The organism is Paraglaciecola aestuariivivens (genome assembly GCF_052983255.1).
In genome coordinates this window covers 121,553-138,569 of record NZ_JBRKBA010000003.1, presented here as the reverse complement: position 1 = coordinate 138,569, position 17,017 = coordinate 121,553, and the positions used below count along the sequence as shown (strand labels likewise).

The window sequence follows — 17,017 nt, the reverse complement described above, 5'->3', positions numbered from 1 at the left end:
GGTTTGTTTTGTATCTTAAAAAACCCAAACATTTTACGCAAAACCCGCCCTATACACTAGATGTGTGTTTGGCCTACTCCCAAGTAATTTAACTAACTAGCTGGGGATTTAAACCAACTATTAGCCAAACTCGCCACCTTAAACAAACACAGCTCAATTTACTTTAGTCAAAAACCCTCTAACTCATTGAAAATAATACCTTTTATGAATATGGCATGGTCGATGCTAAACCTGACTTAATTAATTTTTGATTATCTCACTAGGACAAAAAAGATGGATACGCTAAAAAATAATAAGGTCAGCCTAAAGTTAATAAAAATATTACCTCTGCTGTTAGCAGTGTGTCTTTTAACAAATTGCTCTGGAAACGCCCAGCAACCCGATAAAAAAGCTGATTTAGTTGTAGCCGTACCAGTAGAAGTAGCGCAATTAGAAAAGGGCGATATCTCTTCAAACTATGTAACTAGTGCAATATTAGAAGCCAAAGAAGAAGCTTTTGTGGTACCAAGAGCCTCGGGCATTATTGAGCAAATCTTCGTTGAAGAAGGTGACTACGTTGAAAAAGGTCAGGTTTTGGCACAAATCGAACCACGACGTTATCATTTAAACCTAGATCGCGCGCGGGCTGATTTATTAGGTATTGAAAAAGAGCTGAATAAAATTAACCAAGTTTATGATAAAAAATTAGTCAGCGACGACACCTACGACAAACTAACAGCCCAATATGAGTCGGCTAAAGCCACATTAGCGTTAGCCGAACTAGACTTACAAGAAGCCACCATTACCGCCCCTATCTCGGGTTTTATTGCCGAAAGAAATGCCAAAGTAGGCAATTTAACTGAGTCTTTTCAACGCGCCAGAATGTTTCATATAGTTCAACAAAAAGAACTATACGGCATAGTGCATTTACCAGAAAAAGAGTTAGCTAAAGTTCATAAAAACCAAAAAGCCAGCTTGGCCATTAACGCCTTTAACAATGCCCATGTAAGTGCTTTTGTGGAAAGGATCAGCCCAGTTATTGATGCCAAAACTGGTACCTTTAAAGTGACCTTGCGCGTACCTAATGCCAATAACAAATTAAAGGCAGGCATGTTTGCCCAAGTAAAACTTAACTACGACACTAAACACAACGCTATTTTATTGCCAAGACGCGCCCTACTCGCCATAGATGACAGTGTAAATGTATTTGTGGTTAAAGACGGCATTGCCAGCAAATTGGCGGTGACTGTGGGTTATCAAGAGCCGAATGTAGTAGAAGTACTGCAAGGATTAACCGGCAATGAGCAAGTGGTGATTACCGGGCATCAAAACTTACGTGACCAAGCGCCAGTTGAAGTAATAAACCAACTTCAAGCTAGCCCTACTTCCCTAGAAGTGGCACAGGATAATTCTCACTTAACCATTAATGGTTAAGGAGTAGCAGATGAATATTGTGGAATTAGCGGTAAAACGCCCTGTCACTATTTGGATGTTTACTTTAGCCATAGCCTTATTTGGCATGGTTTCACTGTCGCGCCTAGCAATAAATTTATTACCTGAGTTGTCTTATCCTACTCTTACCATACGCACTGACTACCTAGGTGCTGCGCCTGGCGAAATCGAACAATTGGTGTCTAAGCCGATTGAAGAAACCATAGGTGTAGTAAAAGGCGTACGCAGTGTTACCTCCATTTCAAAAGCCAATCAATCAGATGTGTTACTAGAATTTGAATGGGGTACAGATATGGATTTAGCCAGTTTAGAGGTAAGAGAAAAACTAGATACCTTGCAATTGCCTTTAGATATTAAAAAACCGTTATTGCTACGCTTTAACCCTAGTTTAGATCCCATTTTACGCTTTGGTTTAGGCCAAGCAGCTAAATCGAATAAAGAAAATTTAACAAGCCTAGATAAACAACAAATAAAAACCCTACGTTTGTATGCAGAAGAACAAATTAAGCGCCAACTAGAGTCCACTGTAGGCGTAGCTTCGGTAAAAATTAGCGGTGGATTAGAACGTGAGATCCATGTGTTGGTAGATCAACAAAAAACCAGCCAATTGAATATTAAGTTAAATGAAGTGGTCACCCGCTTAAAAGAAGAAAACGTTAATGCTTCTGGAGGCCGGGTAAAAGAAGGCTCTCAAGAATATATGGTGCGCACTCTAAACCAGTTTCAAAGTTTAGATGATATGCGAAACCTATTTATTGCCAATCGCGAAGGTAAAAACATACGCCTCAGTGACATTGCCACTGTCACTGATGCACATAAAGATCCTACCTCAGTGAACCGCTTTAACGGGCTAGAAGGAGTAGAAGTCGCGATATACAAAGAAGGGGATGCCAATACAGTACAAGTGGCTAAAAATGTGCAGTATAGAATTGAGCAATTGCAAAAAGATCTACCTAAAACGTTTGAACTAGCCCTAATTTACGACCAGTCTCGCTTTATCGCCAATGCCATAGCGCAAGTAAAGTCTGCTGCCATAATGGGCGGGTTATTGGCCATGTTGGTGCTGTATTTATTTCTAAAAAATGTTTGGCCTACCTTAGTTATTTCTATATCTATACCTGTTTCTATCATTGCTACCTTTAATTTAATGTATGCCAATAACATTAGTTTAAATATTATGAGCCTTGGTGGCATTGCACTAGCGATAGGTCTGTTAGTGGATAACAGCATAGTGGTGTTAGAAAATATTGCCCGCCACAAATCTAGCACTAAAAATAGTAAACAAGCCGCTATACAAGGCACAAAAGAAGTGTCTATGGCGATAGTGGCTTCTACCCTCACCACTATGGCAGTGTTTTTTCCGCTAGTATTTGTAGAAGGCATTGCAGGCCAGTTATTTAGCGACCAAGCCCTAACTGTTACTTTTGCCCTCGCCGCTTCTCTAGTGGTGGCCTTAACCTTAATTCCTATGTTGGCTGCCCGTGAATCTGACTCTACTAATAAACAAGCTAGGCAACTTGAGTTTATACAACCACTCAAAACCAAAACTGCCAACGGCTTTGTGGCTAAATTGGGGCATTGGTGTGCTTTACCTTTTGTTTGGCTAGGCAGAGTGCTTTTTCATTATTTACCCTTGGCTATTTCAAGTCTTATTATTTTTGTGTTTAGGTTTTTCAGCAAAATTTTTGCGGCCTTGTTTAAACCTATATTGTGGAGCTTTGACGCAGCCTTTAACTTTATTGAAAAACGCTACCTACATTTAGTTAAATTAGCACTAAAAGCGCGGATGATGGTGACATTTGCGGTAATCAGCCTGTCTTTAGCAGCTATTTTACTAGTACCTAAATTAGGCATGGAATTAATCCCCGACATGTCACAAGGGGAATTTTATGTGGAAATTAATTTGCCAACTGGCTCACAGCTTGAGCAAACCGATAGCCTACTTGCCGACCTTGCCAATTTCACTAGCAAACTTGAAGGCGTACAGCGCACTTATGCCCTAGCAGGCAGCGGCAGTTTAATGAATGCCTCTGCCACTCAAGGTGGTGAATATTGGGGCAAATTAAATGTTGTTATGCAGTCTCAAGACGAAAACCACAAACAACAGGTAATTGAGCAAATGCGTAACTATTTGTCTAAACAAGCCGGTGTACAAAGCAAGTTTGGGCAACCCGCATTATTTACTTTTGCCACGCCATTAGCGGTAGAAATTGTAGGATATGATCTAGATAAACTTGCACACTATAGTCAAAAACTACAAGACTTAATGCAAACTCAAGCTCAGTTTGCTGATGTTAAATCGTCATTACAAACTGGTAACCCCGAGCTTAAAATTAGCTTTAATCAAGGTAAAATGGCGCAATTAGGGGTGAACGCCGCCGAACTATCAAAACTTATTGCCACAAAAATTGGTGGAGAAATCGCCAGTAAATACAGCATTAACGATAGAAAAGTAGATATTCTAGTTAGAAGCCAAGATCAACAACGTGACTCAGTTGCAGATATTGGCGAGATGATTATTAACCCTGGTGGTAGCCCTGCTATTCCTTTATCTGCTGTGGCAACTATTGGCATGTCTATGGGGCCAAGTGAAATCACCCGCATAGGCCAAGAGCGTGTAGCCATTGTGAGCGCAAACCTTAAACGAGGGGACCTTAAAGAAGCCGTTATTGCACTGCAAAGCCTAATCGACTCTTTGCAGTTACCCCTAAATATGCAAGCCAAAGTGGCGGGGCAAAGTGAAGAAATGCAAAGCAGTTTTCAGTCTTTGCAATTTGCTTTAGCGCTGGCAATATTTTTAGTTTATTTGGTTATGGCCTCGCAATTTGAATCTTTGCTGCACCCCTTGTTAATACTCTTAACTGTGCCACTTGCCTGCGCGGGCTCAATTTACGGATTGTATTTAACCAATACCCATATAAGCGTTGTGGTATTTATTGGGCTGATCATGTTAGCTGGCATAGTGGTGAATAACGCCATAGTGTTAATCGATCGTATTAATCAATTACGTACAAAAGGGCTAGAAAAAACTGAGGCAATTATCCATGCTGCCCAAAGTCGTCTAAGACCAATATTAATGACCACACTTACCACTTCTTTGGGCTTATTACCTATGGCAATTGGTATGGGCGAAGGGGCTGAAATTCGTACGCCTATGGCAGTTACCGTTATTTTTGGTTTAATTTTCGCAACTTTACTTACTCTATTTTTTATCCCAGTTATTTATAGCTTGTTTGACCGTAAACGCTTTGAGCCAGAGCCAGAGCCAGAACCAGACTCTTCCCTACAAGAGCAAACAGATGGGGAGACCATTTATGGATAAGTTTGAGTCTACCGGCGCCTCACTTGCGGGTTTTGCTATACGCCGCCCTGTCACTGTGATTATGGGCTTTTTATCCATGTTAATTTTTGGCCTACTAGCGAGCCAATTATTACCCTTAGAAAAATTCCCTAGCATTGACATACCCGAAATTTCCATTCGAATTCCTTATTCTGATGCGACTCCTGTTGAAGTAGAAAAAATGATCACACGGCCAGTGGAAGAAACCCTGGCCACTATGTCGGGGATCAAGCGTTTGCGTTCGCGTTCATCCGAAGACGGCGCCGAAATCCAATTGCAATTTGCATGGGATGAAAACCTAAAAGCCAAAGGCATTGAAGCCAGAGAAAAAATTGATGCCATACGTCATAGTCTACCTAATGATGTCGAACGTATTTTGGTGTATCAATTTAATACAAACGACATGCCTATATTTACTTTGCGGGTGTCAAGCGAAAGAGACTTGTCTAACGCTTATGATTTGCTTGATCGTAATCTAAAACGCCCAATTGAACGAGTGCCTGGGGTGTCCAAAGTTGAACTTTATGGAGTGACCAAAAAACAAATTGCCATTCGCCTAGATACGCATTTAATGGCAGCTATGCAGATAGATCCCAAGCAACTCACCCAGAGTTTACGCAATGCGAACTTCTCTTTAAGTTCGGGCAGTTTTACCGATCAAGATTTAGCGCAAAAAATTACCCTTAACCCACAGGGAGAATTCACCAGCCTAGAAAATATTCGAGCGCTAATGTTGAACAAAGATGTGCGCTTAAGCGATATCGCCCAAGTGCAATACGAAAAACCTAAACGCACTGAAGGCCGACATTTAGATCAAGCCTATGCCGTAGGGTTTAATATCTTTCGCGAATCGACCAGCAATATGGTGGAAGTCTCTAAGCAAGTGATGCAGGTGATAGAACAAGCAAACTCTAATCCTGCTTTTAATGGCATACATTTATTTATCATGGAAAATGAAGCCGAAAGTGTTACCCAGTCATTATCTGACTTGCTCAACGCCGGATTGTTAGGAGCCTTATTGTCGTTATTGGTGTTATTTGCATTTTTACGCAATATTGGCAGTACTTTACTGGTGGTTTTGTCGGTTCCCTTTAGCATCTGCATTACCCTAGGTTGCATGTATATGCTGGGCTACAGTATTAACATTTTATCTATGATGGGGCTGATGCTTGCAGTGGGCATGTTAGTAGATAACGCAGTAGTAGTTACAGAAAGTATCAGCCAAGAAAAAGCCCGTAACCCCAACTTAATTGCCGCCACCAAAACTGGCGTAGGTAAAGTAAGTTTAGCTGTGATTGCCGGCACTATTACTACTGCAATAGTGTTTTTACCTAATATTGTGGGGGCAAAGGTTAATGTCACAGTGTTTTTAGAGCACGTGGCTATTGCCATATGTATTTCGCTGTTTGCTTCTCTGTTGATTTCGCAAACCCTGATCCCACTATTAGCCAGTAAAATTAAAACGAGTAACAAGCAAGCTCCCACTCAGGCCAGTTTAGGGCGGGCGGCAAGGTTATATAAAAGAGTGTTAAATTGGTCGCTGCAAAACCAAGGTAAAACAGCCCTCATTGCCCTATTGATCTTGTTTAGTACGGCTATTCCTATGCAGTTTGTAACTAATGATGATGACAGTAATAACGAGCAAAACCGCGTTTGGATGAATTATGATATTCAAGGCAGCTTTAGTCTAGAAGAAGTAGAAAAGACTGTCACTAAAATGGAAGATTATTTATACGCAAATAAAGAAGCCTTTTATATAAAACAAGTGTATAGCTACTACACTGCTGGATTCGCAGTATCATCTATAACCCTAATAGATGACTTACCCATTTCACATGCTCAAGTGAAAAAACTCATTAATCAAAACCTACCTAAGTTTGTGCGAGCAAAGCCTTCATTTAGATGGGATCAAGGTAATGGCGGCGGGATTCAAATGACCTTAGTTGGCGACTCAGCTGAAAGATTAGATCAGATTGCCAATGACATTTTGCCCATACTTAAAAACCTAGAAGGTTTAAGCGAAGTTAAAACCGATCAGAGCGAACAAAAACAAGAACTGTTAATAAAAATAGATAGGCAAAAAGCCTTTCGATTTGGGCTTAACTCAAGGGAAATTTCACAAGTTGTTGCCACAGCGTTGCGCGGTACTAACCTACGTACCTTTAGGTATGGTGACAATGGCGAAGTTGGCATTAAGTTACTTTACAATAAACAGCTGCAAGACTCGATTGATCAACTTAAAAACCTAAGCATCACCCAAGTCAATGGCCAAACCATTAATTTAGATATGTTAGCCGAAGTTGAAGTTCGCCCACGTTTAGCCGAAATTAGACGCAGTTACCGCCAAACTTCCCTAACTTTGGGCGCTAACCTTGAAGATGGCGTCACCCTAGAACAAGCCAAAACCAAAATTGAAGGAGTAATGGAACATATTAACCTACCTACAGGTTACGATTGGACCTTTGATGGAAGCATAGCCAGACAAAATCAAAATGAAACTGCCATGCAAACCAATATGATATTAGCGGTTTGTATGATTTACATTGTTATGGCCGCACTGTTTGAGTCTTTGTTATTGCCTACTGCTGTGATTACGTCATTATTATTTTCATTAACTGGGGTGTTTTGGGCTTTGTTTGTTGCCGGCTTACCCATGAGCATTATGAGCATGATAGGTATGTTAATTTTAATGGGGATAGTGGTAAATAACGGCATAGTGCTGGTGGACAGGATAAATCAATTGATCAACGCCGGGCTAGCAGTACAACAAGCCATTATTGATGCCTGTTTAACTCGGGTGAAACCTATTCTTATGACAGTTGCCACTACTGTATTAGGGTTAGTGCCATTAGCCCTTGGCAATACACGTATAGGCGGCGACGGCCCACCCTACTCGCCTATGGCCATTGCGATAATTGGTGGCTTACTGTTCTCTACCCTTACCAGTTTAGTGTTAGTACCGCTGGCCTATATGCTGCTATTAAAAATGCGGGCTAAAACCCATAATTTAATTAACAAAAGTAAACTAATGGTTAGCCGAGTTATTCAAGCGCAGTAGATTTATAAAACGGTCTGTAAATGGTTTTGCAACCCAGCATTTACAGACCTAAGCTTGTTTTTTGCACTTTATTGGCATTTAGCTGTGAATTATTTCCAGACTAAATTGAGTCAGACATAACTTTGCTTTAGGCTAGCAGAAATTTTTTAATGCAGAGTTGTCTAATGATTAAAACCTCGCCAAATATTCCTTATACTGCCAATGAAAATCGTTACCAAACTATGCCATACAACAAATGTGGTAATAGTGGTTTAAGGCTACCTGCTGTATCTTTAGGACTGTGGCAAAATTTTGGTGAAGTAGACCCATTCCACAAATCACAAGCCATGTTGCACCGTGCTTTTGATCTAGGCATTAACCATTTTGATTTAGCCAACAATTATGGCCCTCCTTTTGGCTCTGCCGAAAGCACTTTTGGTCAAGTGATGGCTAAAAGCTTTAAGCCTTACCGCGACGAAATGCTCATATCTAGCAAAGCCGGCTATGATATGTGGCCTGGCCCCTATGGCATTGGAGGTTCACGCAAATACCTAATTTCCAGCTGCGATCAGAGTTTAAAACGAACAGGTTTGGACTATTTTGATGTGTTTTATTCCCATTGTTATGATCCCAACACGCCAATTGAAGAAACCATGCAAGCACTAGACTATATAGTTCGTTCTGGCCGCGCTTTGTATGTAGGCATTTCTAGCTATTCTCCTGTGCATACCAAACAAGCCATCCGTATTTTACGCGACTTAGGTACCCCCTTATTGATCCATCAACCCAGTTACAATATGTTTGATCGCTGGATTGAAGATGGGCTCACAGAGGTTTTGTTAGAAGAAGGAATAGGCTCAATTGTTTTTTCTCCCTTAGCTCAAGGATTTTTAACCAATAAATACATTAAGGGTATTCCAGAAGATTCACGTGCTGCCCGAACAGAGCAAATCTACCTAAACCAAGACCAAATAGTGCAAGATAAAGTCAATAAGGTGGTTCAATTAAACCAAATTGCCCAACAAAGAGGCCAGTCATTAGCGCAAATGGCTGTTGCCTGGGTACTGAACAATCAAGCGGTAACTAGTGCCATAATAGGCGCAAGTAAAGTTGAACAAATTGAAGACTGTGTAGCCGCGTTAGATAAGCTGGATTTTAGCACCAAAGAATTAACCCAAATTAATGACATTTTAGGGTAAAGCCATGCCAGCACATTTAGCCATTATTAATCCTAAAAGCCCAGAAAATATGGGCAGTATTTTACGTGCCGCAGGCTGTTATCAGGCACAAAGTATTCGCTACACAGGGCAAAGATATGCGCGGGCTAAAGCCTTTTATACCGACACCAAAAATGCCCATTTAGACATTCAGGTTGAGCAAGTTGCACAGATCATTGACCCAGTTAAAGACCAACACTTAGCTAAAGTGGCAGTGGAATTAGTGGAGGGGGCGACACCATTACCGCTTTTCCAACATCCTAGTCATGCCCTGTATATTTTTGGCCCAGAAGATGGCTCTATTGAACAAAGTGTTATTGATCAATGTGATAGTGTGGTTTATGTGCCAACTGTAGGTTGTATGAACCTAGCGGCCAGTGTCAATGTATTATTGTATGACCGCTTAGCTAAGCTTAATGCTATGCCAAGCAATGATGATCTTATTAAAGCAAGTCGCGATACCAATAACCGCACCAGCAAAATTAAATAATCAATTAACCCTAACTGGCTAATTTAAGTCAGTTAGAGGGATCCAAAGATAGACTTTATAGTGCAATTAATTTACCTTTAAATAAATCTAAACACATGACCGCATTTTGATTTAAAGGAATTATCTAGGTGAAGTTCATTTTCTGGTTGATTGCACTTTTCGGCTGTTTATCACTTGTTTCCCCCACCACATCAAACTAATGCTAGTTTATTACTGCCAATTAGCCGGTAAAAGTATACACAGGCATTTAGGGCTTAGCTTACTCATATCTATGACCTTAGGCTTAGGCATTGCCGCCTGTATGATCACTTATACACTTATCTATTTTATGGCCAAAGATCCTTTGCCAGATAAAAGCCATAATTTATTTCATATTCAATTGGATAACTGGCAACTAAATGACGCAGCGATTTCGCCCAATTTACCGCCAGAGCAAGTCACTTGGCGCGATGCCTTTAATATAGTGCAGTCGGCTCCAGTTAAGTATGCGGCAGCCAATGCTTTAACATGGGGCATGGTGACCCCAGATAACCAAAACATCCCGCCCTTTTTAGGCATCATTCGCGCCACTCATGGTGACTTTTTTAAGTTGTTTAACTCACCTTTTTTATTTGGCCAGCCATGGTCAAACCAAACTCAACCAGGTGCGCCTTATATCACTATTTTGAGCCGTGAAACTAACCAAAAACTGTTTAACGGAGAAAACTCAGTGGGGTATTCCCTACCCATGTTAGGCAAAATATTTACTGTTGTAGGAGTGTTAGATACTTGGCAATTAAACCCTAAGTTTTACGACATGTCTTTTGGCCCCTTTGCTAAGCCCGAAGACTTGTACATTCCATTAGCCCTAAAAGCTGATCTGGAGTTACCCCATGGCGGCCATTCCCATTGTTGGGAAACGGATCTCGCTGATACCTATTCGGCTTTTTTAAACTCTGAATGTGTCAATTTTAACCTATGGGTTGAATTGGATGAGCATCAACCAAAATCTGAACTGCTGGCTTTTTTAGATGCGTATGTCTCACAGCAAAGAGCCTTAGGTCGCTTTGCCAAACCAACCAACAATCAGGTCATGGACTTAAATCAATGGTTAATTTATAAAAAAGTGGTAGACACAGATTTTATTTTGTTTTTTTTGCTCGCCATTTTATTTTTAGCCGTGTGTTTGTTTAATACTGCTAACCTGATCGCCACTTTATTTCAGGCCCAAGCTCCACATATAGCACTCAGGCGCGCTTTAGGCGCAAGCCAAGCACAAGTGCTGCTGATGTGTTTGACCCACACAATCATATTAGGAGGCATAAGTGCGGTGACAGGCTTAGTGCTAAGCGCCATAGGTATACAGGCAGTAATTTGGCTACACCCAGCATTTGAAAACCTCATAACCATCAACCTGACCTTAGTGTTAGTTGGATTAATGCTAAGTGTATTAGCATCTTGCTTAGCCGGAATCATCCCAAGCCTAAACCTAGCTAGACAAGCCCCAGCCTTGTTATTAAAGAGCTAAACCTATGCACAAACCTCTAGAAAAACTTCACATAAGCCTAGCTAGACTCGCCGTGCTACCTATTTTAAAAACTTGGGGGCAAACTAAATACAATTTACTCATGTTGTTATTACAAATCGCCTTAACCTTTGCAGTATTAAGCAATGGCTTATTTATTGTGGTAGAGCGACTCACCCTTATTCAGCAACAAAGTGGGGTTGATGAAGATAACCTATTTGTTCTAACCAGCTCTGGTTTTAGTCCTAGTTTTAATGCAAGTGAAACCATTCAAACCGACTTAGCAAATTTACGCAAAATGCCACAGGTAGTGAATGCCGTTTCCAGTTATGCTTTTCCATACAGTGGCGCGAGTGATTGGGATGATTTGCAACTTAATTTAGATGAGTCACAAAATAAAGTGCCTGCTGCAAGTTACAAATTAGATGAGCATGGCATACAAGCTTTAGGCTTAACCCTAGTGGCTGGGCAAAATTTTTCAGCAAACGAAGTATTAATGCAAACAGAAGAAAACAAAAGTTTACCCGACCAAGTACTGCTCACAGAGCAGGCTGCTTTTGAATTATTTGGCAGTAGAGATTGGACACAAATAGTAGGTAAACAGTTATATATTAATAAAATACAGCGCGCCCAAATTAAGGGCATAGTGCATCAACTTCAAGCCCCATGGGATCCCTTTGGTAAGATAGAAAACAGCATAATTTACCCTAGAATAGTTACGCGTAACTCATCCCGTTATGTTATTCGCATTCATGCAGGCCAATTAAACAATGCCATGCAAGAAATCGAAGCCTATTTAGCCCTAAATAATCAACAAAGAATGATAAGAAAGGTCACCCCCCTAATTGATTTAAAAAAACAAACCTATGCCGCAGAATTTACTGCGGTAAATGTCTTATTTGTGGTGATGTCTGGATTAATACTGGTGACTGCATTAGGCATTGCTGGCTCTGCGAGTTTACAAGTGAATAGGCGCATAAAAGAAATAGGCATTCGCCGAGCACTAGGAGCAACTAAAACCGATATTATGTGTCATTTTATAACAGAGAACCTAGTTCAAACCTTCTGTGGTCTGCTGCTAGGAAGTGCATTGGCGCTAGGCTTAAATCTGGTGTTAGTCACCCACTATCAACTATCTCCTCTGCCCTTTGTTTATCTGCTTTATGCCGGCTTTTTAGTGTTTGCTGTTGGCCTAATTGGCGCCTATTGGCCGGCCCGAAAAGCCGCAAAAATCTCACCAGCTAGCGCCACAAAAACCGCATAAGTACGGCTAAATGAGTGTTCGCGAAAATATTTTTTACATTTTTTTAAACCTTTTTGAAAGTTAGTTCGACATACTCAACGATTGTTCACATATTTCAGGGAAACAGATGAAAATTGCAGATACCAGCGGGCAAGATACCGTGGTAATAAAAAAAACCAGTCATAAGCTTAAATGGATGTTATTGGCTTTTATTGCTTTGATACTACTCGCCTACTTTTCTTTAGCTTCAACAGTTAAAAATTGGAGCAGCTCTGATGCCAGTGTATCAGCGCAAAGAGTACGCTTGGCCACAGTCACTAAGGGCGATTTTGTCAGAGATCTATCTGTACAAGGTCGAGTGGTAGCGGCAGTCAGTCCTAAATTATACAGCCCAGCACAAGGTACCATTTCTTTTCAGGTCGATGCCGGAGATACAGTAGTTAAAGACCAAGTGTTAGCCACTATAGATAGTCCTGAATTAACCAACCAACTTAAACAAGAACAATCTGCCCTACAACGATTGCAGATGGAATTAGACAGACAAAAAATTCAATCTAGTAAACAAGCCTTAGTTAACCAAAAAGCGGTAGATCTAGCTAAGGTAGCGTTAACCGCAGCAGACCGAGAAAAGCGCCGAGCCGACAAAGCCTTTGCCAGCCAATCTATCAGCCAAATTGATTACGAAAAGGCGCAAGATGATTTAGAAAATGCCCGTTTAGTGTTTAAACACGCAGAAAAAGACGCTGAACTGAACTTAGAAAGTTTAGCCTTTGAAGTTAAAGCCAAACAGCTGTTAGTAGACAGGCAAGTTTTACTGGTAGCTGAACTTAGCCGAAAGGTTGATGAACTCACCTTACGCTCGCCGGTTAACGGCATAGTAGGCAACCTAGCAGTTGAACAAAAAAACCAAGTGGCCAAACACCAAGCTATTTTAAGCGTTGTTGACCTATCTGAGTTTGAAATCGAAGTGGACATTCCAGAGAGCTACGCTGATGACTTAGCCATTGGCATGGCAGCCGAGATCACCTTTAATGGCCAAACGCACTCTGCAAAGCTGGTGACTATCTCACCTGAAATTGAGAACAATCAAGTAACCGGCCGAGTGCGTTTTGCCGCCCAATCAGAAAACAATATCAGCCAATCTTTAGGCCTGCGCCAAAATCAAAGGCTAACCACGCGTATTTTAATGGAAAACAAACAAGATGTGCTCTTAGTTCAACGCGGCCAATTTTTAGAAACCGGTAATGGCCGAGTGGCCTACTTAGTTAAAGACAACTTAGCCGAGCGCACCTCTATTCAAACAGGCGCACGTAGCTTATCTAGTGTTGAGATACTTGCGGGATTACAACCAGGCGACACCATTATTGTATCTGGAACCGATCAATTTAACGGCGCACAAACTGTGCTGATCACCCAATAATAAGAATTAGGATTAAAAGGGACACACCATGTTAAAAATGACAGACGTAAAAAAAGTATTTCGTACTGACTTAGTAGAAACTCACGCTCTTAGAGATTTTAACTTAGAGGTGGGAGAAGGAGACTTTGTTGCCGTTACTGGTCCATCTGGCTCAGGTAAAACCACCTTCTTAAACATTGCCGGATTGTTAGAAACCTTTGATGGTGGTACCTATGAGTTAGACGGTGTCGATGTTAGCCATTTAAACGATAAAAAACGTAGTCAGTTACGCAATGAAAAAATAGGCTTTATTTTTCAGAGCTTTAATCTGATCCCAGATTTAAATTTATTCGACAATGTAGATGTGCCTTTACGTTATCGCGGTTTTAATAGTAGCGAGCGCAAAAAACGCATTGAAAATAGTTTAGAAATGGTGGGCTTAGCCCAGCGTATGAAACACCTTCCAGCACAATTGTCGGGTGGCCAACAACAAAGAGTGGCAATTGCCCGAGCCTTAGCCGGCGAGCCACGTTTTTTACTGGCCGATGAGCCTACAGGTAACTTAGATACGCAAATGGCCAACAGTGTTATGGATCTGTTAAAAAGCATTAACGATGCCGGTACCACTATTATTATGGTGACCCATGATATGCAGTTAGCCAATCAAGCCAGACGTAATATTTTTGTGCGCGATGGCAAGGTCAGTGAGTTAAATGAACAGGCTGAACATCCCTTAGCCCAAGTTGCCGTTTAATCACTGGAGCACAACCATGTTTAGCTATTATCTAAAACTTGCGATAAAAAGCCTTAAACGCAATCCCATTTTAAGCCTATTAATGGTTACCGCTATTGCTCTTGGGATTGGGGCCAGTATGACGACTATTACGGTTAACTATTTAATGTCGGCCGATCCTATACCCGAAAAAAGTCATCAACTTTTTCATGTTCAACTAGACAGTTGGGATCCCAATCACCCTTATAACGATGATCCCGATGCTTTACCCAATCAATTAACCTGGACTGATGCAACCAACCTAACCCATGCTAAAAAAGCCCTAAGGCAATCGGCTATGGGCAGATCTGGCGGCATAGTCGAACCCCAAGATGCCGACGCCAAACCTTTTCAGGCTTCTATTCGACTTGCCTACACAGATTTTTTTGGCATGTTTAATGTGCCTTTTTTGTATGGCAATGCCTGGCCAAGTGAGGCAGACAGTCAAAAACAACAAGTGATAGTGTTAACTAAACGCCTAAACGAAACCATTTTTGGCGGCATTAACTCTGTTGGTAAAAGCGTTGTCATAGATGGCCGTCACTTTAAAGTGGTAGGGATAATAGATGATTGGCAGCCCATGCCTAAGTTTTATGATGTGAATAACGGTGCCTTTGACGAATCCGAAGAGTTGTTTATGCCTTTTAGTTTAAAAGCAGAGTTGGAACTGCCTAACTGGGGCAATAACAACTGCTGGAAAAGTCCTGATGGTGAAGGTTTTCAGGCGGCGTTACGTTCAGAATGCATTAACACCCAAATGTGGGTTGAATTGCCAGATCAGCAAGCACAAGACGAATATTTAGCCTTTTTAGATGCCTATGTTTTAGAGCAGAAAAAGTTAGGTCGCTTCCCTCGTCCATTATACAACCGCATATCTGATGTGATGGATTGGATGGAGCGTCAAGAAGTAGTAGAAGAAGACGCCAGAATGATGATGTGGCTATCATTTATGTTTTTATTAGTCTGCTTACTTAACACCATAGGACTATTACTGGCTAAGTTTGCTAGTAAATCAGCCGAAATTGGCTTGCGACTTGCCATAGGTGCATCAAAAGCCGATCTATTTAAACAACACATAGTTGAAACCGCGCTTATTGGACTCTTAGGTGGCATAGCCGGCTTAGGTTTAGCCTTAATTGGGCTGCAAGGTATTAAAAGTTTATATGGTGATTTTGTTGATGATCTGGCCACTTTAGATCTCAACCTAGTTTTGGTCGCCTTAATCTTAGCGCTTATTTCCAGTATTGCTGCTGGTTTATATCCTACCTGGCGAGCCTGTAATGTTTCGCCAGCTAGCCAACTAAAAAGTCAATAAGGAGCCCGACTATGCAAGTTCCATCCACCAGCACTAACTGGGAAATTGGTCCTATTTTTCGGGCCTTATTACGTAACAAAGTTGGGGCCATACTGATAGCGCTGCAAATCGCCGTCACTATGACCATAATTGTCAATTCTGTGTATATCATTATTGAGCGCTATCAAGAAATGCAACGCGATAGCGGCATGGATGATGCGAATAGTTTTTATATTACCAGTGTGGGTTTTACCCAAGACTTTAATGCGCCGGTAGTAGTAGAAGAAGACTTAAACTTGTTACGCGCCCTACCCGATGTGATTGATGCAGTACAAATTAATGCCATACCCAATAGTGGTGGTGGCTGGTCTATGGGTTTAAAAACCCAACCTGGGGTAGAAAACAATGCTGTGGGTACCGCGGTTTACATGGTCGACGAACATGGCGTAAATGCTTTAGATGTTGAGGTCATAGCCGGTGAAAACTTTACTGCAAGTGATATTGGGCTTAGGGTTACCGGTCAGGTTAATTGGCCTAACAAAACCATTTTAACCAAAGCTATGGCAGAAAACCTATTCCCCGATTTGCATTATGCAGAAGTGGTAGGCAAAACCGTTTATATCAATGATAGTGATCCTATGGTGGTAATTGGCATCATAGATAAACTGCAAGCACCATGGGTAGGCTGGAGCAATGTTGAAAACGTCATGTTATCGCCTGAACGATTAGCTTACACAGGAACCAGGTATTTTATCCGCACCAAAGCAGGTCAAAGAGATGCGGTAATGCAACAGGTTGAAAGCCTGTTAGCAGAAAGCCAAAAAGGTCGATTAGTGCATGGTATGCGTAGCATTGAAGAAGTACGCGAGCGCAGTTATCGAGGGCATACGGCTATGATAAAAATACTCACCACTGTGATGATAATACTCACTCTAGTTACCGCTTTAGGCATAGTGGGTCTTGCTAGTTTTAGTGTTAACCAACGTAAAAAACAAATAGGCACAAGGCGCGCACTTGGGGCTAGTCAACAAGCCATTATTCGTTATTTTATGTTAGAAAACTTTTTGATCAGCAGCTTAGGGGTAGTACTAGGTGCCACCTTAACCATAGGCCTAAATATAGTATTAGTGAACAGCTTTGGATTAGATAGAATTGATTGGTTCTATATTCCCATTGGTATGTTAGTGCTGTATTTAGTGGGGCAAGCGGCTGTATTTGGCCCAGCCAGAAAAGCTGCGAACATCCCCCCTGCTTTAGCTACCCGCACAGTGTAATAGCACATATCGCCAG

Annotated in this window: 11 protein-coding genes; all 11 read left to right on the top strand. The window is 41.3% G+C overall.

Going from position 1 to position 17,017, the window contains the following annotated elements:
• Nucleotides 1-273: 273 nt before the first annotated feature.
• The 11 genes from ACVCDT_RS05630 to ACVCDT_RS05580 all read left to right on the top strand — a co-directional run bounded on the left by ACVCDT_RS05630 (nt 274) and on the right by ACVCDT_RS05580 (nt 17,001).
• On the top strand, nt 274-1,413 hold the full coding sequence (locus tag ACVCDT_RS05630; protein ID WP_447131788.1) for an efflux RND transporter periplasmic adaptor subunit: 1,140 nt from the start codon (nt 274-276) through the stop codon (nt 1,411-1,413).
• Between the two features lie 10 nt (nt 1,414-1,423).
• A complete protein-coding gene (locus tag ACVCDT_RS05625) occupies nt 1,424-4,753 on the top strand; it encodes an efflux RND transporter permease subunit (RefSeq protein ID WP_447131787.1) in 3,330 nt (1,109 codons plus the stop codon).
• Nucleotides 4,746-7,829, top strand: coding sequence for an efflux RND transporter permease subunit (locus tag ACVCDT_RS05620; RefSeq protein ID WP_447131786.1), 3,084 nt, complete (start codon nt 4,746-4,748; stop codon nt 7,827-7,829). The genes ACVCDT_RS05625 and ACVCDT_RS05620 overlap by 8 nt, the downstream gene beginning before the upstream one ends.
• A gap of 164 nt (nt 7,830-7,993) precedes the next feature.
• Entirely contained in the window at nt 7,994-9,007 is a 1,014-nt protein-coding gene (gene mgrA / locus ACVCDT_RS05615; protein WP_447131785.1) for an L-glyceraldehyde 3-phosphate reductase, read from the top strand.
• Nucleotides 9,008-9,011: 4 nt separating this feature from the next.
• Entirely contained in the window at nt 9,012-9,515 is a 504-nt protein-coding gene (locus ACVCDT_RS05610; RefSeq protein ID WP_447131784.1) for an RNA methyltransferase, read from the top strand.
• Nucleotides 9,516-9,714: 199 nt separating this feature from the next.
• Complete coding sequence (locus tag ACVCDT_RS05605) at nt 9,715-11,022, top strand: ABC transporter permease (RefSeq protein WP_447131783.1); 1,308 nt, start codon at nt 9,715-9,717, stop codon at nt 11,020-11,022.
• 4 nt (nt 11,023-11,026) lie between these two features.
• A complete protein-coding gene (locus ACVCDT_RS05600; RefSeq protein ID WP_447131782.1) occupies nt 11,027-12,283 on the top strand; it encodes an ABC transporter permease in 1,257 nt (418 codons plus the stop codon).
• Between the two features lie 106 nt (nt 12,284-12,389).
• Nucleotides 12,390-13,682, top strand: coding sequence for an efflux RND transporter periplasmic adaptor subunit (locus tag ACVCDT_RS05595; protein ID WP_447131781.1), 1,293 nt, complete (start codon nt 12,390-12,392; stop codon nt 13,680-13,682).
• A 28-nt stretch (nt 13,683-13,710) separates the two neighbouring features.
• The gene (locus ACVCDT_RS05590) at nt 13,711-14,415 is read left to right on the top strand and encodes an ABC transporter ATP-binding protein (RefSeq protein ID WP_447131780.1); all 705 of its coding nucleotides are present in this window, start codon (nt 13,711-13,713) and stop codon (nt 14,413-14,415) included.
• 16 nt (nt 14,416-14,431) lie between these two features.
• On the top strand, nt 14,432-15,748 hold the full coding sequence (locus ACVCDT_RS05585) for an ABC transporter permease (RefSeq protein ID WP_447131779.1): 1,317 nt from the start codon (nt 14,432-14,434) through the stop codon (nt 15,746-15,748).
• Between the two features lie 11 nt (nt 15,749-15,759).
• Nucleotides 15,760-17,001 (top strand): ABC transporter permease, encoded by a 1,242-nt coding sequence (locus tag ACVCDT_RS05580; RefSeq protein WP_447131778.1) that lies wholly within the window; start codon nt 15,760-15,762, stop codon nt 16,999-17,001.
• Nucleotides 17,002-17,017 lie beyond the last annotated feature (16 nt).

Coding starts and splice junctions, on each gene's coding strand:
- ACVCDT_RS05585 (WP_447131779.1), top strand. CDS start 14,432: ATGTTTAGCTATTATCTAAAACTTGCGATAAAAAGCCTTAAACGCAAT.
- ACVCDT_RS05605 (WP_447131783.1), top strand. CDS start 9,715: ATGCTAGTTTATTACTGCCAATTAGCCGGTAAAAGTATACACAGGCAT.
- ACVCDT_RS05620 (WP_447131786.1), top strand. CDS start 4,746: ATGGATAAGTTTGAGTCTACCGGCGCCTCACTTGCGGGTTTTGCTATA.
- ACVCDT_RS05610 (WP_447131784.1), top strand. CDS start 9,012: ATGCCAGCACATTTAGCCATTATTAATCCTAAAAGCCCAGAAAATATG.
- ACVCDT_RS05595 (WP_447131781.1), top strand. CDS start 12,390: ATGAAAATTGCAGATACCAGCGGGCAAGATACCGTGGTAATAAAAAAA.
- ACVCDT_RS05590 (WP_447131780.1), top strand. CDS start 13,711: ATGTTAAAAATGACAGACGTAAAAAAAGTATTTCGTACTGACTTAGTA.
- ACVCDT_RS05580 (WP_447131778.1), top strand. CDS start 15,760: ATGCAAGTTCCATCCACCAGCACTAACTGGGAAATTGGTCCTATTTTT.
- ACVCDT_RS05625 (WP_447131787.1), top strand. CDS start 1,424: ATGAATATTGTGGAATTAGCGGTAAAACGCCCTGTCACTATTTGGATG.
- mgrA (WP_447131785.1), top strand. CDS start 7,994: ATGATTAAAACCTCGCCAAATATTCCTTATACTGCCAATGAAAATCGT.
- ACVCDT_RS05600 (WP_447131782.1), top strand. CDS start 11,027: ATGCACAAACCTCTAGAAAAACTTCACATAAGCCTAGCTAGACTCGCC.
- ACVCDT_RS05630 (WP_447131788.1), top strand. CDS start 274: ATGGATACGCTAAAAAATAATAAGGTCAGCCTAAAGTTAATAAAAATA.